The sequence below is a fragment of the Brevundimonas sp. GW821-FHT12C05 genome (assembly GCF_058807475.1).
Map to the genome: position 1 here is coordinate 708,877 of NZ_JBXAQS010000001.1, position 20,369 is coordinate 729,245.

A 20,369-nucleotide genomic window follows, 5' to 3' on the forward strand; every position below is an offset into this window, starting at 1 on the left:
GTTTATATATTCCATCACGATTTTCGATGGAGGGCCAGATGGCCAGGATCAGGGGATACATCGCCGCGAGCCTGGACGGCTATATCGCGGACGGCGAGGGTCGGTTGGATTGGCTGTTCCGCTACGACGACATGGACCTGGGCGAGCACGACTACCGGCTGTTCGCCGAAACGATCCGTACTGTAGTGATGGGGCGGGGGACCTACGATTTCCTCGCCGCCCAGACGACGCCCTGGGCCTATGACGGCAAGCGGGTGATCGTGGTCACCTCCCGTCCGATCCCGAAGCCGCTGGGCGAGTTGGAGGCGCGTCATGACGTCGAGGCCCTGATCGCCGAACTGAGGGCGCTGGACGACGGGGACGTCTGGATGATGGGCGGCGGCGGGCTGCAGTCCGCCTTCATCGCGCGGGACGCGCTCGACGACATCGAAATCTATGTGATGCCCGAACTGCTCGGCGGCGGGACGCCCCTGTTCCCGGCGACAGGCCTGCGCCGATCGCCGACGCTGGCGGAGGCCAAGCCGTTGGACCGGGGCTGCGTCTACCTGCGCTACGTCTTCGGATAGATGCGCCGGCGTGAGAGGCGCGATCAGCCGGTCAGCCAGCGGAACGCGCGGGCGATGAAGGCCTGGCCGTCCCGCTCTACGGGACGCCCGTGGGCCATGACGACCTTTTCGAATGGCCATTCGAGGATGCGCCGCAGGGCCGCGCGGGCGGCGGGGCGGTCGGTGAAGGCGGTGCGGAATTTGCGGGGGACCGAGGGCTCGGCCTCCGTCATCAGGTCGAGACGGGCGACGAGCGCCCGCCAGCCGCGAAACCAGCCGGGCGGGAACTGCTGCAGCAGGTCGGTGAACAGGACGGTGGCGCTGGGGCGATGGAAGAAGACGGCCTCAGTCGTGATGCGGTTGCCCCGCATGAGAACCTGGTCGAGATCGGCCGCCCAGTCCGGGGACGGCGCGTCGCCGAGTTCAGCGTCGAAGGTGAGATCGGGCCGTCGTCCACTCAGCCCCGGCGCGCCGTGGAGCCGGGCAGAGGGATAGGCCTGCCGCCAGTCGGCGAGGAACAGGTGATGCAGGCTGTTGGGCGCGACCAGATGGCGAACCTCGCCCAGGTCCCCAAGCTGGTCCTGAAGACTGTCCGAGAGGGCGACGGGCGACCAGACCAGAAGGCCGCCGCCGGTCAGACGGATCACCGCCATTCGCGTCGGATACCGGAAGCCGATCACCTCGGTTTCCGGTCCGTCGGCCAGCCAGATCTCCGGCCCGAAGGATTGCAGCGACGAGGCGGTCATCGGCTTACCTCCTCATCGACCGCCCGGGTCGCGTCAGCCCCCCAGATCCAGCGAATAGCCGGCCGAGCGGACGGTGCGGATCGGGTTGACGGTGCCTTCGACGTTCAGGGCCTTGCGCAGGCGGCCGACGTGGACGTCGACGGTGCGGGCCTCGACATAGACGTCCGAGCCCCAGACGGCGTCCAGCAGCTGTTCGCGGCTGAACACCCGGCCCGGGTGCTGCATGAAGTGGTCCAGCAGGCGGAACTCGGTCGGGCCCAGGTGGATCTCGAGGCCGGCCCGGCGGACGCGGTGGGCGACGCGGTCGATGACGATGTCACCGTGGTTGATGCGGTCGTCGGCCAGGCCCGGACGGATGCGGCGCAGGACCGCGCGGATGCGGGCCGTCAGCTCGGTCATCGAGAAGGGCTTGGTCAGATAGTCGTCGGCGCCGGTGTCCAGGCCGCGCACGCGGTCGGATTCCTCGCCGCGGGCCGTCAGCATGATGATCGGCAGGTTGCGGGTCTCGGAACGGCCGCGGATGCGGCGGCAGACCTCGATGCCGCTGAGCTTGGGCAGCATCCAGTCCAGCAGGACCAGATCGGGCAGGCGCTCGTCGATCTGGAGCATGCCTTCCTCGCCATCGGAGGCGACGACGACCTTGTAGCCCTCTTTTTCGAGATTGTAGGACAGCAGCGTGGCCAGCGCGTCCTCGTCTTCCATCACCAGGATATAAGGCTGCACTTCAGGCTCTCCGGTCTTCAGTCTCAGGCGGCGGGCAGATCAGCGTCCGGCTCGGGATTCCAGCGCGGACGTTCGCCCGTGAATTCCAGACCGGTGATCTCGTAGTGGATCGTCTCGGCGATGTTGGTCGCGTGGTCGCCGATCCGCTCCAGGTTCTTGGCCATGAACAGCAGGTGGGTGCAGGCGCTGATCGTGCGCGGGTCGCCCATCATGTAGGTCAGCAGCTCGCGGAACAGGCTGTTGTAGTGCTCGTCGACCTCGTCGTCGGTGTTCCAGACGGCGATGGCGCGATCAACTTCGCCGACCGCATAGGCGTCCAGCACGTCGCGCAGTCGCATGGAGACCAGCTTGCCCATCCGCTCGATCGAACGGGTCAGGGGCTGCATCGGTTCGCCCTCGGCCAGGATCAGGGCGCGCTTGGCGATGTTCTTGGCCAGGTCGCCGGTGCGCTCCAGGTCCACCGCCAGCTTCATCGCCGACAGGGTCTTGCGCAGGTCAGAGGCGACCGGCTGGCGCAGGGCGATCAGGCGGATGGCCTTCTTCTCGATGTCGCGGTGCATGGCGTCCAGGCGGACGTCGCGCTCGACCACGGCCTTGGCCAGGGCCACGTCGCGGCGGGCGACGGACTCGACGGCGTCGGCGACCTGGGCCTCCGCGAGGCCGCCCATGCGGGCGACTTCGGCGGTCAGCTGGTTCAGTTCGTCGCCGTAGGCCTTGACGGTGTGCTGGTTCATCAGCCGAAGCGCCCCGTGATGTAGTCGAGGGTGCGCCGCTCGCGGGGATTCGTGAAGATTTCCTCGGTCGGGCCGGTCTCGACCAGGCGGCCGAGGTGGAAGAAGGCGGTGCGTTGCGAGACGCGCGCGGCCTGGGCCATCGAGTGGGTGACGATGACGATGCAATAGCGCTCGCGCAGCTCGTCGATCAGTTCCTCGATCTTGGCGGTCGCGATGGGGTCCAGGGCCGAGCAGGGCTCGTCCATCAGGATGACTTCAGGCTCGACCGCGATGGCGCGGGCGATGACCAGACGCTGCTGCTGGCCGCCCGACAGGCCGGTGCCCGGCGAGTGCAGGCGGTCGGCGACCTCTTCCCACAGGCCGGCGCGCTTCAGCGAGGCTTCGACGATGACGTCCAGGTCGGCCTTGCCGGTGGCCAGGCCGTGGATGCGCGGGCCGTAGGCCACGTTCTCGTAGATCGATTTGGGGAAGGGGTTCGGCTTCTGGAACACCATGCCGACACGGGCGCGCAGCAGGACGGGATCGACGGCGCGGGCGTTGATGTCCTCGCCGTCCATCTCGATGCGGCCGGTGACCTTGGCGTGGCTGATGGTGTCGTTCATGCGGTTCATGGTCCGCAGGAAGGTCGACTTGCCGCAGCCCGACGGGCCGATCAGGGCGGTGACCGTCTTGTCCGGGATGTCCAGCGAGACGTCGTACAGGGCCTGTTTGCCGCCGTAGAAGACTGACACGTCGCGCGCGGCGATCTTGGTCGGACCGACGGGGCCGCCGCCATGGGTCACGGCGGGAGCAGCGATGACGGGGGTCTCGCCGGCGGGGGCGCCGCCTTCGGAACCGTCCGCGGCGCGGAAAATCTTGGAGAACATGGGGCTTACCACCGGCGTTCGAAGCGCCGGCGCAGCAGGATGGCGGCGGCGTTCATGACGATCATGAAGGCGAGCAGGACCAGGATCGCGGCGGCGGTCCGCTCGTGGAAGGCGCGCTCGGAAGCGTTCTCCCAGATGTAGACGAGCGAGGGCAGGGCGCCCGTCGGCTCGACGACGCTGTGGGGGATGCCCGGCACGAAGCTGACCATGCCGATCAGCAGCAGGGGGGCGGTCTCGCCCAGGGCGTGGGCCATCGAGATGATCGCGCCGGTCATCACGCCGGGCATGGCCAGGGGCAGGGTGTGCTGGAAGACCGTCTGGGTCTTGGAGGCGCCCATGGCCAGGGCGGCCTCGCGGATCGACGGCGGCACCGCCTTCAGCGAGGAGCGGGTGGCGATGATGATGGTCGGCAGGGCCATCAGGGCCAGGACTAGGCCGCCGACCAGCGGGCTGGCGCGGGGCAGGTGCAGCCAGTTGATGAACAGGGCCAGGCCCAGCAGGCCGTAGATGATCGACGGCACCGCCGCGAGGTTGTTGATGTTGACCTCGATGATGTCCGTAATCCGGTTCTTGGGCGCGAACTCTTCCAGGTACAGGGCCGCGCCGACGCCCAGCGGAATGGCGATCAGGGCGGTGACCAGCAGCATCAGGGCCGAGCCGATGACGGCGCCCAGCACCCCGGCCAGTTCCGGCTCGGTCGAGTCGCCCTTGGTGAACAGGGCGGTGTTGAAGTGGGCCGAGACGTGGCCGTCCGCCTTCATCCGGTCCAGCCAGTCGATCTGCTGGTCCGACAGGCGGCGCTGGTCGGCGGGCGTGGACCGGGAGATCTCGCCCTTGAAATAGAGGTCGGCGTCGTCCGAGGCGGGGGCGGCGATCATCACCGTCTGGCCGATCAGGCCCGGCTGCTTCTGGATGCGCTCGGCGGCGGTGAACTTCAGTTCCGACGAGAACAGGCCGCGCATCTCGGTGGCCAAGGTCCCCTGAGCGTCGTCCTGCACGCCCAGTCGAACCAGCTGCTGCTCGGCGACCAGTTGTTCGAAATTGGTGCCCTGCGGATAGGCGCGGTCGACGCGGGCCGGGTCCATATAGACCGGCAGGGTCACCGTATGGGCGTAGAAGGCCGTGTGGCCCTGGTCGATGATGCGGCCCAGCAGCAGCAGCAGGAAGCCGACCGCCACGCCGATGGCCAGCAGGCCGTACAGACGGAAGCGGTTCTCGCGGGCGTAGCGCTTCTTCAGGCCCGAGCGCAGGCGGTCCACGCGCGCGGCGTCGGTCGCGGAAGCGGGGGCGTTGTCGGCGGCGTCAGTCATATTGCTGCCGGTAGGTCTGGACGATGCGCTGGGCCACGATGTTCAGCAGCAGGGTCACGAGGAACAGGGTCAGGCCGAGACCGAAGGCCGACAGCGTCTTGGGGCTGTTGAACTCCTGGTCGCCGGTCAGAAGGGTGACGATCTGGACGGTGACCGTGGTCACGGTCTCGAGCGGATTCAGCGTCAGGCGGGCGGCGAGGCCGGCGGCCATGGTCACGATCATCGTCTCGCCGATGGCGCGCGACATGGCCAGCAGCATGGCGCCGGCGACGCCGGGCAGGGCGGCGGGCAGCAGGACGCGCTTGACCGTCTCGGACTTGGTCGCGCCCATGGCGTAGGAGCCGTCGCGCAGCGACTGGGGCACGGCGTTGATGATGTCGTCCGACAGGGAGCTGACGAAGGGGATCAGCATGATGCCCATGACGCCGCCGGCGACGAGGGCCATCTGGTTCTGGACCAGCATCAGGTACTGGCCCAGGCCGTCCAGCGGCCCGCCGACGAACCAGCCGCCGATGGTGTGGAAGAAGACGCGCATGGCCGGGCCGACGGTCAGGGCGGCGAAGAAGCCGTAGACCACGGTCGGGACGCCCGCGAGGATTTCGAGGACCGGCTTCACCGTCGCGCGGAAGACCGGCCCGGCGTACTCCGACAGGTAGATGGCCGAGAACAGGCCGACCGGAGCCGCCACGCACATGGCGATGATCATGATCAGGAAGGTGCCGGCGAACAGCGGCAGGGCCCCGAAGGCGCCGGACGACCCGACCTGGTCGGCGCGGATGGCCGTCTGCGGGCTCCACTGGGTTCCGAACAAGAACTCCGTGACGGGCACCGAGCTGAAGAAGCGGATCGAATCGTAGACCAGCGAGGCGACGATGCCGACGGTGGTCAGGACCGCGACGGCGGAACAGGCGAACAGGGCGCCGACGATCCAGCCCTCGACCCGGTTGCGGGCGCGCATGTCGGGGCGGATCTGGCTGAACACGAACAGGGCGCCCAGCAGGGCGGCCAGGGCGGCGCCGGTGATCCCGGCCAGGCTCAGCATCAGCTCGATGCGGGCGGCGCGGCGGCCCTCGGCGGGCAGGAGCTCGGCGTAGGGCGCGGGCCAGATCTGCATGGTCTGCTGCCCGGCGCCGACGGCGTGGGCGTCGGCGTAGAAGGCCTGGCGGCGGAAGGGCTCCAGCTGCTGGACGGCCTCAGGCGCGCCGGAGGCCATGAGCTGGTGCTGGACCGGACCCGAGAAGACGGAGGCGGCCAGCAGCACGGCAAGCGCCGGGAGGGCGGTCCAGATCAGGGCGTAGGCCCCGTGCTGGGCGGGTCGCGAATGGGCCTTGGCCCCCTGGGCGCGTCGGCTCGCCAGTCGGCGCGCGCCAAAATAGGCGGCGACGGCTGCGGCGATCAGGATCGGCAGGAAAAGCCAGGTCATGAGGATCCGGGAGGAAGAATCGGAGCGGCCCCGGTCGCCCGGTTCGCCCGGGGCGGAAACTGCCCGGGAATGGTCAGCGGATTAAGACGGGCGCGTGACAGTTCTGTTACGCTGTCGGGCCCGTTGTCGCAGGCGCGTCACGCCTTGGTCTTTTCCGCCTTCAGCGCGATGGGGAAATAGGCGGTGAAAACGGCGCCCTGGCCCGGCGCGCTTTCGACCGTCAGCCCGCCGCGGTGGCGGTTGACGATGTGTTTGACGATGGCGAGACCGAGGCCCGTGCCCGACCGCTCGCCGCTCTTCTGGCCCTCGACCCGATAGAAGCGCTCGGTGAGGCGGGGCAGGTGTTCGCGGGCCATGCCGGGGCCGTGGTCGCGTACGGTGATGGCGGCGTAACGATTGCCCGGTTCGCGGTCCGGGGTGACCAGGGGCAGGCGGGTGACCCCGCCCTCGCGATTGCCGCCCGACCAGGGCGCGGCGGCCTCGTCCAGCGTCACATCGGGCCGGATGACGATGTCGACCGCGCCGCCCGATGGAGAATATTTGATGGCGTTGTCGACCAGATTCTGGACCACTTGGACGATCTCGTCGCGGTCGCCATGGACCGGGGCCGACAGTTCGCGGTCCTGCATGATGATGCTGACGTCGCGCTCGGCCGACAGCACGCTGACGGCGTCCATGACGTCCACCGCCGCCCGCGCCAAGTCGACCCGGCCCGAGGGGGGGACGTGTTCGTTCAGCTCGATCCGGCTCAGCGACAGCAGGTCGGCGACCAGCCGGCTCATGCGATCGGCCTGGACGGCCATGATGTCGAGGAAGCGGTCGCGCGCCTTGGGATCGTCGCGGGCGTGGCCCTTCAGCGTCTCGATGAAGCCGGCCAGCGAGGCCAGGGGCGTCTTCAGTTCGTGGCTGGCGTTGGCCAGGAAGTCGACGCGCATCAGCTCCATGCGCCGTACGTCGGTCTCGTCGCGCAGCACCAGCAGGGCCAGGGTGGCGCCCTCGCCGGGCGGGGCGGGGAGGGGGCGGGTCAGGGCCCGCCAGTGGCGGGTCTGGGCGCCGACGCCGGAATAGTCGGTGGTGCGGGCGATGCCGCCGAACAGGGCCTCGTCGACCGCCTCCAGCACGGTGGGTTCGCGCACGGCGGAGACCAGCAGGGCGCCCTCGCGCTGGATGCGGAACAGGTCGCGCGCGGCGCCGTTGGCCAGGACGACGCGGCGTCCGGCGATGTCGTCGGCCTCGCCGCCCGAGACCACCAGAACCGGATCGGCCAGGGCCTCGAAGGCGCTGTCCAGCAGCCGCTGGTCGGCGGCGGGAACGACCGGGGGCGCGGCCGCCTCGGCCGTCTCGGCGCTCAGCGCGGGACGGGGGCGGCGATTCACGGCCCAGGTGGAGACCCCGACCAGCACCGCGCCGCCGATCAGCCACTGCGCCAGGGCCGGATAGAAGACCGCCAGCGTCAGCAGCACGACCACCGAAACGCCCGCGCTGGCCCCTACGGTCCACAGGCGCGAGGCCGCGGAGGGGGCGACGGGAGATTGAGCGGCTTCGTAGGGCATTGCGCTTCCACTGGAGCGGGCGCACGGGGCGACTCGCTATCCACCGAACATGACACGGAATTCATGACAATCGATCCGCGAAGCGTCCCGCTTCGGGTTGTCAAACGTCCTTTACATCCCTAGGCTTCCCTTCTGTTGCAAGGAGGGGCTTATGACGGCGGCTTTGACGCTTGAGGGCGTGAGCAAGCGATACGGTGAATTCCAGGCCGTGCGCGATCTCAGCTTCGAGGTGCCCAAGGGCTCGATCTGCGGCTTCCTGGGGCCGAACGGGGCGGGCAAGACCTCGACCATCCGCATGATCCTGGGGCTGCAGCCCGCGACCTCGGGCCGGATCGAGATCCTCGGCGCCGACGACGGCCGCCGGGTGCGCGACCGCATCGGCTTCCTTCCGGAAGAGCGTGGCCTCTACAAGAAGATGACTCCGGTCGACGCCATCGCCTTCTTCGGCTCGCTGAAGGGCCTGCCGCTGGGCGAGGGCCGCAAGCGGGCCCGGGAAATGCTTGACGCCCAGGGGCTGGGCGCTTCCAAGCGCAAGAAGATGAAGGAGCTGTCCAAGGGGATGGCCCAGAAGGTTCAGCTGATCTCGTCGGTGGTGCACCGGCCCGAGTTCGTGATCCTGGACGAGCCGTTCTCGGGCCTGGATCCGGTCAACCAGCAAGGACTGGAGCAGATGATCCGGGGCCTGGCCGCCGACGGCGCCACTGTCCTGTTCTCGACCCATGTGATGCAGCACGCCGAGCGGCTGTGCGACAAGGTGGTGCTCCTGGCCCGGGGCCGGAAGGCCTTCGAGGGCACGGTGGCCGAGGCCCGCGCCACCTCGCGCCGGTTCCTTGAACTGGAGGGCGCCATCGCGCCGGACCAGGCCAAACGCCTGCCCGGCGTGGCCGGGGTCGAGATCGTTTCCGACGACGGCGAGGTGCGGGTGCTGAAGGCCGCGCTGGCCCAGGGCGCCCAGGGGCAGGAGGCGCTCAAGGCCGCCTTCCTGACCGGCCTGGACGTGCGCCGTTTCGAATTGCGCGAGCCCAGCCTGCACGACGCCTTCATCGATCTGACCGGGGACCGCCCCGACGTCGACCAGAGCGTGAAGCCGACCGGCGTGGAGGCCGCCCGATGAACCGGATGTTCCTGATCGCGCGGCGTGAGTACGCCGCCTACGCCATGACCGTGGGCTTCTGGCTGTCGCTGCTGGCCTTCCCGCTGTTCGCGGTGCTGGGGGGCGCCATTCCGCTGCTGATCCGCTCGTCCGAGCCGGTTCGCGAGGTGGTGGTGATCGAGGAGGGGCCGCGGGCCGCCGGCCTGGCCGCCTCCATTCAGGATTCGTTGCGCCGGGACGCGGATCGCCAGCGCGAGCGCGCGGCTGAGGCCATGAAGAAGGCCGCCGCCGCCGGCGCGCAGACCAATCCGTCCGCGACGCAGGGGGCGATGTCCTCCCTGTCTCGGCCCAGCCTGCGCATCGTTCCGACGCCGGCTGACATTGCCTCGGCCGCGCCGGGGCAGGCCCAGAACGAGGCCGTGCGTCGTCACCTGACAGACGACACGCCCAAGGACCAGCGTCTGGACGCCGTGGTCTTCCTGACCCGCGACGCACAGGGCAAGCCCGCCGCGCGGGTGTGGAGCGCGCGCGCCACCGACGACACGGTCGAGGACTTCGTCCGCGACGCCCTGCGCTCGGCCAACCGCCGGACGGTGTTCGAGAGCGCGGGGATTGATTCCAGCGTGGTCGAGGCAACCGAGAAATTCCGGCCCGAGGTGAAGGCCTTCTCGCCGCAATCGACTGGCAACGGCGAGGTGTCGTTCCGCGATCGCCTCCCGATGCTGATCGGCATGGGCGGCGGCTTCCTGCTGTGGTCGCTGATCATCACCGGCGCCTCGATCCTGCTGAACAGCGTGATGGAGGAGAAGTCGAACAAGATCCTGGAGGTCCTGCTGTCCTCGGCGTCGACCACGGAAATCCTGACGGGCAAGGTGCTGGGCGTCGCCATGCTGACACTGACCATGCTGTTGGCGTGGGGCGGACTGGGGGTCGGCACGCTGGCCTTCTTCCAGCCCGACTACGCGGTGATGGTCGGCGAGATCCTGGTGCAGGGCGGCATGCTGGCCTGGTTCGCGGCCTTCATGGTCGGCGGATACCTGATGTACGCGGTGCTGTTCGCGGCCATCGGCGCCTTCTGCGAGACGCCGCGTGACGCCCAGACCCTGATGGGGCCGATCATGATGGTGCTGGTCGTGCCGATCATGGTCATGTCCATGGCCCTGAAGTCGCCGGACGCGCCGGTGATCCAGATCCTGTCCTGGGTGCCCTTCTTCACACCCTTCCTGATGATGGCGCGGCTCCATTCCAATCCGCCGCTGATCGAGCTGATCGGCGCCATGGCCGGAATGTTCGCCTTCGCCCTGCTGATGGTCTGGGTTTCGGGCCGCGCCTTCCGCGCGGGGGCCCTGTCGGACGTGAAGCTGAGCTGGAAGAGCTTCGGCGCGGCGATCCGGGGCGGCGGGAACTAGCCGCCCTCCCATTTCCGGGAAACCAGGGGCCGCTTCGGGAAACCGGAGCGGCCCTTTGCTTGCACGATCAGGGAGAATTTCGACCGTAATGCAATCCCTGTTTGTATGTTCCGGAGCGTGACTGTACCGATCAGGCTCCGACACTGACTGAGAGGGTCATCATGGTCGCCAAATCCGATACGCCGAAGAGCCCGTCTCCCAAGGGAGGCGAACCGCAGACGGCCAAGGCCGAGACGATGCCCGCGGCGGTTCAGGGCGACGTCATGAGAAACACGATCGCGGCGGTCCGGTGGGACGGGTCGTCCCCAAGCGGCGCATTGGGCGGGATGCTGACGGTCGCCGTGGCCCTGAACACCGCGTACGGCAGTTTCATCGTCAGCGGCCTGGTGTTCCGGGTGATGGGTTCCGGGGCAGGGAGGACGACGTTCGGATTCAGCTATTCCGGGCCGGTCAGCCCCGCCGCGATCCGGGATATCGTTCGCGCGGGCGCGCAGATTCTCCTCAGCGAATAGCCGCTCCGCGGGGCCGTGAGGCAAAAGAAAAGGGCCGCTCCATCGGAGCGGCCCTTTGATCTTTCAGCCGTGAGGCCGTCGCTTAGCTGCGACCGGCGCCGCCCGGCACGCGGGGCTTCGGAGCCGGCAGCAGGCCTTCGCGCTGGGCGCGCTTGCGGGCCAGCTTGCGGGCGCGACGGACAGCCTCGGCCTTTTGACGGGCGCGCTTTTCCGACGGCTTTTCGTAATGAACGTGGCGCTTCATTTCACGGAAGCTGCCTTCGCGCTGCATCTTCTTCTTGAGGGCTTTCAGCGCTTGATCGACGTTATTATCGCGAACGAAAATCTGTACCAGGTTGAACTCTCCTTTGGCCGCCCGCCGCGTCCTGTGAGGGAGACGGGCGAACAAATAAAATCGTCTTCCGGCGAACAGGGTCCGCGGATGAAGGCGGGCTGATACACGAGCCGACCCACGCTGTCCATATGGTCGCGATCACTTCTGGAGGCTCGAAACCCCCGCCGGACGGGCTTATGGTGCATCCATGACCGACGCACCGCACCTGTCGAACGCGCAGCCCGAAGGCGATTGGGCGGACCGGATGGAACAGTCCGTCCTGGACGCCGCCGTGGCCCGCGCGCCCGCCCTGGGCTGGAACGCGCGGCTGGTGCGCGCCGCCTGCGCGGACAAGGGGCTGTCGCTGGGCGACGAGGAGCTGCTGCTTCCCAACGGCGCCCGGGACCTGGCCGCCCTGCTGTCGCGTCGCCACGACGACCGGGCCATGGCCGCCCTGGCGTCGGTGGAGGCGGGGTCGCTGAAGATGCGCGAGCGAATCGCCCGCGCCGTGTCCGAGCGGCTGGAGGCCGCGGCCGCCGATCTGGAGGCCTCGAAGAAATGCGCCGCCTTCCTGGCCCTGCCGGTCAACGCCGACCTTGGGCTGAAGCTGGCGTGGGAGAGCGCCGACCTGCTGTGGAACTGGGCCGGAGACACCGCGACCGACTGGAACCACTATTCCAAGCGGGCGATCCTGTCGGGCATCCTGATCCCCGCCCTGACGATGCGGCTGTTCGACGGACGCGAGGCCGCCGAGGCCTTCGTCGCCGCCCGCATCGAGAACGTCATGACCTTCGAGAAGTGGAAGGCCGGCAAGGATTTCGACGCCCCGCTGCGCAAGGTGGCGGATGCGCTGAGCCGGTTGCGGTACGGCCAGCGCACGGACCCGACCGACGACACCGCCGGCCGGTAAGGTCCGCGCGCGAGCGATCAGGCGACGCCGGGGAAGTGACGGTTCAGCCTGGCTTCAAGGACCGGGAAGGACAGGACGCCGCCCGACAGGATGACCTCGTGGAACCGGCGAAGGTCGAAGCCGGATCCGGCCCTGGCCGCCGTCGCGCGGCGCAGGCGGGTGAATTCCGTACCGCCGGCCCAGTAGCAGAGCAGGAAGCCCGGATATTCGGTGGCGATCCCGAGCATGGCGCGCCGCTGCAGGGACGGGATGGTGATGGCGTTGGTCGAGAAATAGCGCACGGCTTCGTCCAGCGACCAGCGCCTGGCGTGCATGCCGGTGTCGGCGACGGCCATCATCGCCATGCGGCGGTCCATCAGGCGGTCGGCGTAGCGGGCCATCGGATCGCCGTCATAGACCCCGGCCTCGACCACCAGGCTGCGCCCATACTCAGCCCAGCCCTCGGTATGGCCCGACATGACCAGTGACTTGCGGAACGGAGGCAAGGTGCGGCTGGCGCGGACGCGGTCGAACTGGAGATGATGCCCGGGCACCAGCTCGTGATGGATCAGCGGCGTGCTCCAGAACCAGGTGGTGGTGTCCAGGTTTCCGCCGTTGAACAGATAGGTCCCCTGCGGATCCTCGTCGGTTGGCCACTGGTAGCGTCCGTTGACCATGATGTCGTTGTACTCCGGCGGTTGCGGCGCGGCGGAGTAGGGCGTGATCGGGGGCGTCTCGAAGAAGCGCGAAAAATGCGGGTCGAAGCCCGCCAGGCCGGCCTCGAAGCGCGCGGCCACATCCTGGGTGGTCGCCGATTTCCAGCGGGCGTCGGTTTCGAGCGTGTGGTGGAAGGCCTCGGCCGAGCCGTCAAACCCGATCTGGCGACGCAGCTCGGCCATGTCCCGTTCCGCTTCGGCGACGGTGTCCAGCGCCCGGCGGTGGGCGTCCTCGGGGTCGATGTCGAGCGTGACGTTGAAGCGGATTAGGAAACGGTAGAAGTCGTCGCCGTCCGGTTGGCGCCACAGGCCGACCGTGTCCGCGGCTGCGGGCATGTAGTCGTCGCGGAGATAGACCGCCAGCCGACGCAGGGGCGGCATGATCCGGTCGGCGAGGAGCCTTCCGGCCTGGGCGGTGAAGCGCGCCGCCTCCGTCTCGGACAGGTGGGCCAGGCGCGCCGGCGCCGGGACGAAGGTCGCGGTGGGCGACGCCAGCAGCGTATCCATCTGCAGGAGAACGGCGGCGACGGTCTCGCGGTGGGCGATGATGCTCCGGCTTTGTTGCCCCCGCACCTTTTCAAGGATCTGGTCGATGTAGGCCGGGAAGCCCTCCAGCATCGACAGGTAGTTGTCGCGCGCGGCGGCGGTGCGCAGCGGGGCCGTGGCCAGCCGGCCGGTCGCGATGCTCAGCGCCGAGCCGTCGGCGCTGAGCGGGGAGTCCAGCCAGTAGTAGCGCTGGGACTCGACGCCGCCTTCCAGGTCCCAGATCACCGCTTCAAGGGTGTCGCGGCGGTCGCCGTCGAGGCCGGCGCCTCGCAACGGCGTCAGGCGCGCGATCTGGGCGCGGGCCTCGTCGGCGGCCTGGCGGGAGGCTTCGAACGACAGGTCGGGCAGGGCGGTGTCGGTTTCGCGGAAAAGCAGCGAACTGGACCGGAGCCGTTGCGGCGCCCTTGCGATCTCGGCGAGGACGGCGTCCAGCGCGTCTCCGGTTTCGGCGGCGGCGAGCGACGGCTGTGCGGCGCCGAGCAGGCCGAGGGCGGTGGCGCTCTGCAGGAAGCGGCGGCGTTCCATAGGCATACTGAAGGTCTCCCCCAGTGCAGCCCGTCGCCTCCCGTTCCGGTGGAGGCCGTCACGAGAGCACGGAGGGATCGTGACGGCGGGGGGCGTCAGGTCAAGGGGGCGTCGAGCGGACGGTCGTCAAAAAGGGGAGCCGGTCCTGCCCCTAGAGCGGCTTCACCCGGTTCACGTGGGCCATCTTGCGTCCCGGCCGGGCCTCGGCCTTGCCGTAGAGGTGCAGGCGCATGTCGGGTTTGGCCGCCAGCTTTGTCCACTGGTCGACCTCGTCGCCCAGCAGATTGGTCATCTCGACGCGGAAATGAGCCATGGTCGGGCCCAGCGGCCAGCCGGCGATGGCGCGGATGTGCTGCTCGAACTGGTCGCAGACGCAGCCGTCCTGGGTCCAGTGGCCGGTGTTGTGGACGCGCGGCGCGATCTCGTTGACCAGCAGCGTGCCGTCTCCCAGATCGAACAGCTCCACGCCCAGCACGCCGACATAGTCGAGACCGTTGAGGACGGCGGCGGCGATGGTCTTGGCGCGCTTTTCGGTCTTCGCGTCGACGGCGGCGGGGGCGAGGGTGGTCTTCAGGACCCCGCCCTTGTGGATGTTTTCGCCCAGCGGATAGACGGCCACCGCGCCGTCGCGGCCGCGCGCGGCGATCACCGACAGCTCGCGGGTGAAGGCGGCCTTGGCTTCCAGGATGGCGGGGCGTTCGCCGATGGCGTGCCAGGCGTCGGCGGCTTCCTTGGCCGAGCGGACCCAGACCTGGCCCTTGCCGTCATAGCCGTCGCGGCGGGTCTTCAGCAGGGCGGGCGTTCCCAAACGCTCCAGCCCGGCCAGCAGGTCGTCGAGGCTGTCGACGGCGGCGAAGTCCACCGTGGTCGCGCCGACGCTGTTCAGGAAGGTCTTCTCCTCGACGCGGTCCTGGGCCACGGCCAGGGCGCGGGGGCCGGGGGCGACCAGGGCGCCGCTCTCCGCCAGGGTTGCGACCGAGGAGGCCGGGACGTTCTCGAACTCGAAGGTCACCGCCTGCGCCACCCGGCCCAGCACGGTCAGGGCGGTGGGATCGTCATAGGCGGCGACGATCTGGCCCTGGGAGACGCGGCCCGCCGGGCTGTTCTCTTCCGGATCGAGGATGACGACGTTGAAGCCGAGGCGGGACGCGGCCTGGCTGAGCATGCGGCCCAGCTGTCCGCCGCCGAGAATGCCGATGGTTGAGCCGGGGGAGAGGGGGGAAACGCTCACTCAGTCCTCGACCGACTCGTGCACGGCTTCGGTCTGGGCTTCGCGGAAGGCGCTCAGCCGTCCCATCAGCACCGGATCGTTGAGGGCCAGGATCTGCGCGGCGAGAATGCCCGCGTTCTTGGCGCCCGCCTCGCCGATGGCCAGGGTCGCGACGGGCACGCCGCCGGGCATCTGGACAATGGAGAGCAGGCTGTCGAGGCCCTTGAGCGCCTTGGACTGCACCGGCACGCCCAGCACGGGCAGTTCGGTCATCGAGGCGGCCATGCCCGGCAGGTGGGCGGCGCCGCCGGCTCCGGCGATGATGACCTTGTAGCCCGCGGCGCGGGCGCCGGTGGAGAACTCGACCAGACGCTGGGGGGTGCGGTGGGCGCTGACCACCTTGGCGTCCCAGGCCACGCCGAGCCGGTCCAGGGCGTCGGCCGCGTGCTTCATCGTCGGCCAGTCCGAACGGCTGCCCATGATGATCGCCACCGGCGGGGTCTCGGTCGCCATAGAGTCGCGCCCTTTCGCGGAAAGCGGCGCGATACAGGACTCGCGTTGCGCCCGCAACCGACGGCGTTAGGCTCCGCACTGGCCGGACGTGTTGAGTCGCCGGCCGGGGAGCTTCCGTGACCGACGCGGCCACTATCGACCCGTATGCCGAGATCGAGCGCCTGCGCGCCGAGCTTGAGGCCCTGCGTCTGCGCGCCGAGGCGGCGGAAGCGGCGGCGGATCACGATGTCCTGACCCCCGCCCTGAACCGGCGCGGCTTCGTCGCCCAGATGAAGAGCGCCATGGCCTATTGCCAGCGCCACGATGTCCCGGCGGTGCTGCTCTACCTCGACCTGGACGGCTTCAAGGGCGTCAACGACCAGCTGGGCCACGCCGCCGGCGACGCCGCCCTGGTGCATGTGGCCGAGATGATGCGCGCCAATCTGCGTGAGTCGGACGCCCTGGGTCGTCTGGGCGGCGACGAGTTCGGCCTGCTGATGCTCAACGCCGGGCTGGAGGAAGGCCGTGAGAAGGCCCGCCGCCTCGCCGCCACCCTGGAGACCGAGCCGTTCGAATGGGAAGGCCGCGGCGCCGGACTGGGCGGCTCGTTCGGCGTGCGGGCCTATGCGGGCCAGGCCGATCCGGAAATCTGGCTGGCCGAGGCCGACGCCGCCATGTGGGTGCGCAAGAAGGGGCGATGAGGGTGGCGGACCTGCCCGACGGATATCGCCTGGTCCTGCAGACGCCGGCGATCACCGACTACCGCCGCCTGCGGGAGGTCGCGGGTCTGACGCCCAAGACGCTCGAAGGGGCGACGGCGGGCCTGCCGAACACCTGGTGCGCCGCCGTGATCGAACAGGACGGCCGCGCGGTGGCCATGGGCCGGGTTATCGGCGATGGCGGTTTGTTCTTCCAGATCGTCGACATGGCCGTGGAGCCCGGACACCAGGGACGCGGTCTCGGCAAGGCGGTGATGGCGGCGTTGATGGCGGAGCTGAAGGCGCGGGCGCCGTCCCACGCCTATGTCAGCCTGATCGCCGACGGCCAGGCGCCTCGGCTGTACGAACAGTTCGGCTTCGGGCCCACCGCTCCGAAGTCCATCGGCATGGCGATGATGCTGCCCTGAGGCTCAGGCGATGATGTCCGGCAGGATCCGGTTCTCGATCTTCACGATCTCGTCGCGCAGCGTCAGCTTCTTGCGCTTAAGGCGCGCGATCATCAGCTGGTCGGGGATCGGCATGTGGCCGAGCGCCTCGATCGAGGCGTCGAGGTCGGCGTGCTCCTGCTGGAGTTCCTTGAGCCGGGCGTGCAGCGCCAGCTCTTCCTCGGTGAGAAACGGTTCGTCGTCGTTCATGATGGGGTCCCGGACCGGGCGGTTATAGCGCGCCGGCCGTCAGGTCGGAAGGCGGTCGGCGAGGAGTTCGAGCGAGCGGCGCGGGGTGATCGGCGCCCATTCCCGGGCCACGGCGATCAGGGCCGGCAGGACCGGCCTGGCCGCGCCGGACGGTTCGGGGGCCAGGGCCTCCAGCGCCGTCAGCAGCCGCCGCTCGGCGTCCAGTTCGAGGGTCTTGACCTGGGCCCGCACCGCCTCGCGGTCGGCGTCGTCGAGATCGGGCGTGCGGGTCTTCAGGGTGCGGCGGATGGCGCGTAGCGGGGCGATCGTGGTCTCCTGCCAGACGCGGGCGGTGTCGCAGGCCGCCTCGAGGTCGTCGGCGTCTGGCGCGCGGCCCGTCCGGGCGCACCAGGCGGCCCACAGCAGCAGCGGCAGGTTCTGGCCCTGGGCGTCCTGCAGGTCGAGGCCGGCGTTCTGTACGCCCTCCACGGCCCAGGCGCGGACCGACCAATCCCACAGGCTCATTCGGACGCCGGGCCCTTGAGCCCGTCCCAGCGCTTCACCGCCGACCAGTCGAGACCGAACACATCCAGCGCCCGCCCGACCGACTGATCGACCATTTCGGCGATGGAGGCGGGTTTGGCGTAGAAGGCGGGCAGGGGCGGGGCGATGACCGCGCCCATCTCGGCCAGGGCCGTCATGGTGCGCAGGTGGCCCAGGTGCAGGGGCGTCTCGCGCACCATCAGCACCAGCGGCCGCCGCTCCTTCAGCACCACGTCGGCGGCGCGGGTCAGCAGGGTGGAGGTCACGCCGGTGGCGATCTCGCCCATGGTCCGCACCGAACAGGGGGCGACGAGCATGCCCATGGTCCGGAAGGAGCCGGAGGCGATGCTGGCGCCCACGTCATTGAGCTTGTGCACGACGTCGGCGCGGCCCAGCAGATCGTCCGCCGACAGATCGGTCTCCTGCGACAAAGTGAGCAGGGCGGCGCGGGTCACCACGAGGTGGCTCTCGACCCCCAGCGCGCGCAGGGCGTCCAGGGCGCGCACGCCGTAAGTCACGCCGGACGCTCCGGAAATTCCAACAACGAGACGCCGCGGCGAGGTTCCTGCGGCTCCGTTCACATCTTCGGCCAATTCGGGCTCCAGGCTACGGGCGTCCGGAAGGCCGCCAGCCTCACCGGAATGTGATTCCACAGGCGGTCAAGCCGGGCGCTCACTCTAGTGGTCCCTTAGACATGGAGGCGCAAGCCATGACCATCGAAGCTCGTATCCGCGAACTGGGAAACCGTCATCGCAACCTGGATGAGACCATCCAGCGCGAGACCCGCAGCCCGGCCTCGGACTCGCTTCACGTCAGGGAGTTGAAGCAGCAGAAGCTTCGTTTGAAGGAAGAGATCACCAGTCTGGAGGCCCGGGCGCACTAAGGCTCAGACCTCCCGAAATGACGACGGCCCCGGAGAGCGATCTCCGGGGCCGTTTTTCATGGGGTGTCGAAACCCTATTCGCGGGTGCCGAAGACGGACGCGGCGGTCGGCTCGGCGCCGCGGCGCTCGCGCTCTTCCGGGACGAACTCCGGCTCGACCGGTTCAGTCGGGGCGTCGACGGCCTGCAGGGTGGCGCCGCCCTTCTTGGCGTCGTCCTTGGCCTTCTTGTCGGCGGCCTTCTTGACCAGATCGTCCAGCGCCAGCTGGCCGACGAGGCCCAGGGTCACCGGATCGACCGGCTTGATGTTGGCCGAGTTCCAGTGAGTGCGGTTACGCACGCTCTCGATGGTGGCCTTGGTGGTGCCGAGCAGCTTGGAGATCTGCGCGTCGGTCACTTCCGGGTGATTGCGGACGAACCAGGCGATGGCGTCCGGGCGGTCCTGGCGGCGCGAGACCGGCGTGTATTTCGGGGCCGGCTTGGCCGACTTCATCAGTTCGGCGTGGCGGCTGACCACGGCCTTCATGCGGTAGTCGGGGTTGTCCTGGGCCTTGTCCAGCTCCTCGCGGGTCAGCTGGCCGCCGGTGATGGGATCGACGCCGCGGATGTCGCGGGCCACGTCGCCGTCGGCGATGCCGCGCACTTCCAGCGGATGCAGGCCGCAGAAGTCAGCGATCTGCTCGAAGGTCAGCGAGGTGTTGTCGACCATCCAGACCGCGGTGGCCTTGGGCATCAGAATGTCGGTCATAGGCGTCTTCGCTTCTTGATTTGGCCCGCCCAGACCGGGGGTCGGCGGGTTCCGGATACGACGGCGCCCGACCTTTCGGCCGGGCGCTGATGTTATGGATATAGGCCTATTCGGTGGAAAAGGAAACGACTGCCGATCCGTTGTACAGCTAAGGTTCATCTCCGTCGTGAACATTGGCCGCAATGGCGCGTTGTGCGTCTAGCTGAGCAATGGGAGGGACCTATGCTGATCCAGACTCTCGCCGCCGTGGCGGTTCTGTTGGGGGGCGGCCAGGAGATGGCGGCCATGTCAGGAGGCGGCCAGGAGCGGGCCGCGCCGCGCGGCGACTATCGTGACAGTTGCAGCGGCGCCTATACGAACCGAGGCCGCCTGTATGCGGACTGTCGCGCACGCAACAATCAGATCCGCGGCACCTCGATCGAACTGAACCGCTGTAGCGACTATGAAATCCGCAACGATAACGGCCTGCTGGTGTGCGGGCCGAACCGGGGCGAATACGAGGACGACAACGGCGGCGGCGGCGGAGGCGGAGGCGGAGGCTGGAACCCCAATCAACCGCCGCGCGGCGACTATCAGAGCAGCTGCGGCGGGACCCGGGTGGAACGGGGCCGGCTGTACGCCGATTGCCGGACGCGCAGCCCCGGCTTCCGGACCTCCTCGATCGAGCTGAGCCGCTGCCGCAATGACGAAATCCGCAACGACAACGGCCTGCTGGTCTGCGGCTCGTGGCGCGGCCAGTTCGAGGATCAGGGCGGCGGCGGCGGCGGGTGGAACCCCAACCAGCCTCCGCGCGGCGACTATCAGAACAGCTGCAGCGGCGCCGAAGTCCGCCGCGACCGGCTCTACGCCTCCTGCCGGTCGCGCAACAACCAGCCTCGCCGGTCGTCGATCGAACTGAGCCGCTGCCGCAACGACGAAATCCGCAATGACAACGGCCTGCTGGTCTGCGGTTCGTGGCGCGGCCAGTATGAGGACGACAACGGCGGCGGCGGTGGCGGTTGGGGCCGTCAGTCGATCACCGTCTACCAGGACTCCAACTTCCGCGGCGCCTCGACGCGCTACGACGGCGAGATGGCGAACCTGGGCAGCACCGGCTTCAACGACCAGATCAGTTCCGTTCAGGTCGAGGGCGAGTGGGAGGTCTGCACGGACGCCTACTTCCGCGGCCGCTGCCAGACCATCCGCGGCGACATGCGGAACCTGGTGCTGCTGGGCATGAACGACAGCATCTCGTCGCTGCGTCCGACGCGGCGCTAGGC

General features: G+C 69.0%; 24 protein-coding genes. 9 read left to right on the top strand and 15 right to left on the bottom strand.

The features are described 5' to 3' along the window. The first annotated feature begins 38 nt into the window (after window positions 1–38). Window positions 39–566: a dihydrofolate reductase family protein gene (locus tag AC1RRF_RS03230; protein ID WP_492832755.1), complete on the top strand. Its 528-nt coding sequence runs from the start codon at window positions 39–41 to the stop codon at window positions 564–566. A 23-nt stretch (window positions 567–589) separates the two neighbouring features. Here AC1RRF_RS03230 and AC1RRF_RS03235 read toward each other — a convergent pair whose 3' ends face one another. From AC1RRF_RS03235 to AC1RRF_RS03265, 7 genes are all read right to left on the bottom strand, one after another. Continuing rightward, window positions 590–1,291, bottom strand: a complete 702-nt coding sequence (locus tag AC1RRF_RS03235; protein WP_492832757.1) for a DUF4336 domain-containing protein — start codon at window positions 1,289–1,291, stop codon at window positions 590–592. Window positions 1,292–1,324: 33 nt separating this feature from the next. After that, window positions 1,325–2,014: a phosphate regulon transcriptional regulator PhoB gene (phoB, locus tag AC1RRF_RS03240; RefSeq protein WP_291835800.1), complete on the bottom strand. Its 690-nt coding sequence runs from the start codon at window positions 2,012–2,014 to the stop codon at window positions 1,325–1,327. 23 nt (window positions 2,015–2,037) lie between these two features. Further along, window positions 2,038–2,748 carry a phosphate signaling complex protein PhoU gene (gene phoU, locus AC1RRF_RS03245; protein ID WP_291835803.1) on the bottom strand — a complete coding sequence of 237 codons (711 nt, stop codon included), beginning with the start codon at window positions 2,746–2,748 and terminating at the stop codon, window positions 2,038–2,040. Beyond that, complete coding sequence (gene pstB / locus AC1RRF_RS03250) at window positions 2,748–3,614, bottom strand: phosphate ABC transporter ATP-binding protein PstB (protein ID WP_492832759.1); 867 nt, start codon at window positions 3,612–3,614, stop codon at window positions 2,748–2,750. Before pstB ends, phoU begins: the two co-directional genes overlap by 1 nt. A 5-nt stretch (window positions 3,615–3,619) precedes the next feature. Further along, the gene (gene pstA / locus AC1RRF_RS03255) at window positions 3,620–4,924 is read right to left on the bottom strand and encodes a phosphate ABC transporter permease PstA (RefSeq protein ID WP_492832761.1); all 1,305 of its coding nucleotides are present in this window, start codon (window positions 4,922–4,924) and stop codon (window positions 3,620–3,622) included. Next, the gene (pstC, locus tag AC1RRF_RS03260; protein ID WP_492832763.1) at window positions 4,917–6,347 is read right to left on the bottom strand and encodes a phosphate ABC transporter permease subunit PstC; all 1,431 of its coding nucleotides are present in this window, start codon (window positions 6,345–6,347) and stop codon (window positions 4,917–4,919) included. Before pstC ends, pstA begins: the two co-directional genes overlap by 8 nt. 137 nt (window positions 6,348–6,484) lie before the next feature. Next, window positions 6,485–7,900 (bottom strand): sensor histidine kinase, encoded by a 1,416-nt coding sequence (locus AC1RRF_RS03265; RefSeq protein ID WP_492832765.1) that lies wholly within the window; start codon window positions 7,898–7,900, stop codon window positions 6,485–6,487. Between the two features lie 151 nt (window positions 7,901–8,051). Here AC1RRF_RS03265 and AC1RRF_RS03270 point away from each other — a divergent pair, with 151 nt between their 5' ends. From AC1RRF_RS03270 to AC1RRF_RS03280, 3 genes are all read left to right on the top strand, one after another. Continuing rightward, window positions 8,052–9,014 carry an ABC transporter ATP-binding protein gene (locus AC1RRF_RS03270; protein WP_492832767.1) on the top strand — a complete coding sequence of 321 codons (963 nt, stop codon included), beginning with the start codon at window positions 8,052–8,054 and terminating at the stop codon, window positions 9,012–9,014. Further along, window positions 9,011–10,402, top strand: a complete 1,392-nt coding sequence (locus AC1RRF_RS03275; RefSeq protein ID WP_492832769.1) for an ABC transporter permease — start codon at window positions 9,011–9,013, stop codon at window positions 10,400–10,402. The genes AC1RRF_RS03270 and AC1RRF_RS03275 overlap by 4 nt, the downstream gene beginning before the upstream one ends. A gap of 161 nt (window positions 10,403–10,563) precedes the next feature. After that, window positions 10,564–10,914: a hypothetical protein gene (locus AC1RRF_RS03280; protein WP_492832771.1), complete on the top strand. Its 351-nt coding sequence runs from the start codon at window positions 10,564–10,566 to the stop codon at window positions 10,912–10,914. A gap of 82 nt (window positions 10,915–10,996) precedes the next feature. On the opposite strand, the gene rpsU is transcribed toward AC1RRF_RS03280, so the two are convergent. Then, a complete protein-coding gene (gene rpsU, locus AC1RRF_RS03285; protein WP_291840936.1) occupies window positions 10,997–11,248 on the bottom strand; it encodes a 30S ribosomal protein S21 in 252 nt (83 codons plus the stop codon). 187 nt (window positions 11,249–11,435) lie between these two features. Here rpsU and AC1RRF_RS03290 point away from each other — a divergent pair, with 187 nt between their 5' ends. Next, window positions 11,436–12,137, top strand: a complete 702-nt coding sequence (locus AC1RRF_RS03290; RefSeq protein WP_492832773.1) for a COQ9 family protein — start codon at window positions 11,436–11,438, stop codon at window positions 12,135–12,137. Between the two features lie 17 nt (window positions 12,138–12,154). Here AC1RRF_RS03290 and AC1RRF_RS03295 read toward each other — a convergent pair whose 3' ends face one another. From AC1RRF_RS03295 to purE, 3 genes are all read right to left on the bottom strand, one after another. Then, window positions 12,155–13,909 (bottom strand): DUF885 domain-containing protein, encoded by a 1,755-nt coding sequence (locus AC1RRF_RS03295; protein WP_492832775.1) that lies wholly within the window; start codon window positions 13,907–13,909, stop codon window positions 12,155–12,157. A 145-nt stretch (window positions 13,910–14,054) separates the two neighbouring features. Then, window positions 14,055–15,134, bottom strand: a complete 1,080-nt coding sequence (locus AC1RRF_RS03300) for a 5-(carboxyamino)imidazole ribonucleotide synthase (RefSeq protein ID WP_492832777.1) — start codon at window positions 15,132–15,134, stop codon at window positions 14,055–14,057. Next, window positions 15,135–15,626, bottom strand: a complete 492-nt coding sequence (purE, locus tag AC1RRF_RS03305) for a 5-(carboxyamino)imidazole ribonucleotide mutase (RefSeq protein ID WP_291841058.1) — start codon at window positions 15,624–15,626, stop codon at window positions 15,135–15,137. It lies immediately after the preceding gene. Between the two features lie 116 nt (window positions 15,627–15,742). Between purE and AC1RRF_RS03310 the strand changes: the two genes are divergently transcribed. Continuing rightward, window positions 15,743–16,306 carry a GGDEF domain-containing protein gene (locus tag AC1RRF_RS03310; protein ID WP_492832779.1) on the top strand — a complete coding sequence of 188 codons (564 nt, stop codon included), beginning with the start codon at window positions 15,743–15,745 and terminating at the stop codon, window positions 16,304–16,306. Next, window positions 16,303–16,731: a GNAT family N-acetyltransferase gene (locus AC1RRF_RS03315; protein WP_492832781.1), complete on the top strand. Its 429-nt coding sequence runs from the start codon at window positions 16,303–16,305 to the stop codon at window positions 16,729–16,731. Before AC1RRF_RS03310 ends, AC1RRF_RS03315 begins: the two co-directional genes overlap by 4 nt. Window positions 16,732–16,734: 3 nt before the next feature. Here AC1RRF_RS03315 and AC1RRF_RS03320 read toward each other — a convergent pair whose 3' ends face one another. From AC1RRF_RS03320 to AC1RRF_RS03330, 3 genes are read right to left on the bottom strand one after another with little or no spacing between them, the layout of a single operon-like run. Further along, window positions 16,735–16,959, bottom strand: a complete 225-nt coding sequence (locus AC1RRF_RS03320; RefSeq protein WP_492832783.1) for a YdcH family protein — start codon at window positions 16,957–16,959, stop codon at window positions 16,735–16,737. Window positions 16,960–16,998: 39 nt separating this feature from the next. Then, window positions 16,999–17,463, bottom strand: coding sequence for a TIGR02444 family protein (locus AC1RRF_RS03325; RefSeq protein WP_492832785.1), 465 nt, complete (start codon window positions 17,461–17,463; stop codon window positions 16,999–17,001). After that, window positions 17,460–18,062: a UbiX family flavin prenyltransferase gene (locus tag AC1RRF_RS03330; RefSeq protein WP_492834134.1), complete on the bottom strand. Its 603-nt coding sequence runs from the start codon at window positions 18,060–18,062 to the stop codon at window positions 17,460–17,462. The genes AC1RRF_RS03325 and AC1RRF_RS03330 overlap by 4 nt, the downstream gene beginning before the upstream one ends. A gap of 128 nt (window positions 18,063–18,190) precedes the next feature. Between AC1RRF_RS03330 and AC1RRF_RS03335 the strand changes: the two genes are divergently transcribed. Further along, window positions 18,191–18,364 (top strand): YdcH family protein, encoded by a 174-nt coding sequence (locus AC1RRF_RS03335; protein WP_492832787.1) that lies wholly within the window; start codon window positions 18,191–18,193, stop codon window positions 18,362–18,364. Between the two features lie 74 nt (window positions 18,365–18,438). On the opposite strand, the gene AC1RRF_RS03340 is transcribed toward AC1RRF_RS03335, so the two are convergent. Continuing rightward, window positions 18,439–19,110, bottom strand: a complete 672-nt coding sequence (locus tag AC1RRF_RS03340; protein WP_492832789.1) for a DUF1013 domain-containing protein — start codon at window positions 19,108–19,110, stop codon at window positions 18,439–18,441. 222 nt (window positions 19,111–19,332) lie between these two features. Between AC1RRF_RS03340 and AC1RRF_RS03345 the strand changes: the two genes are divergently transcribed. Then, on the top strand, window positions 19,333–20,367 hold the full coding sequence (locus tag AC1RRF_RS03345) for a beta/gamma crystallin-related protein (protein WP_492832791.1): 1,035 nt from the start codon (window positions 19,333–19,335) through the stop codon (window positions 20,365–20,367). Window positions 20,368–20,369 lie beyond the last annotated feature (2 nt).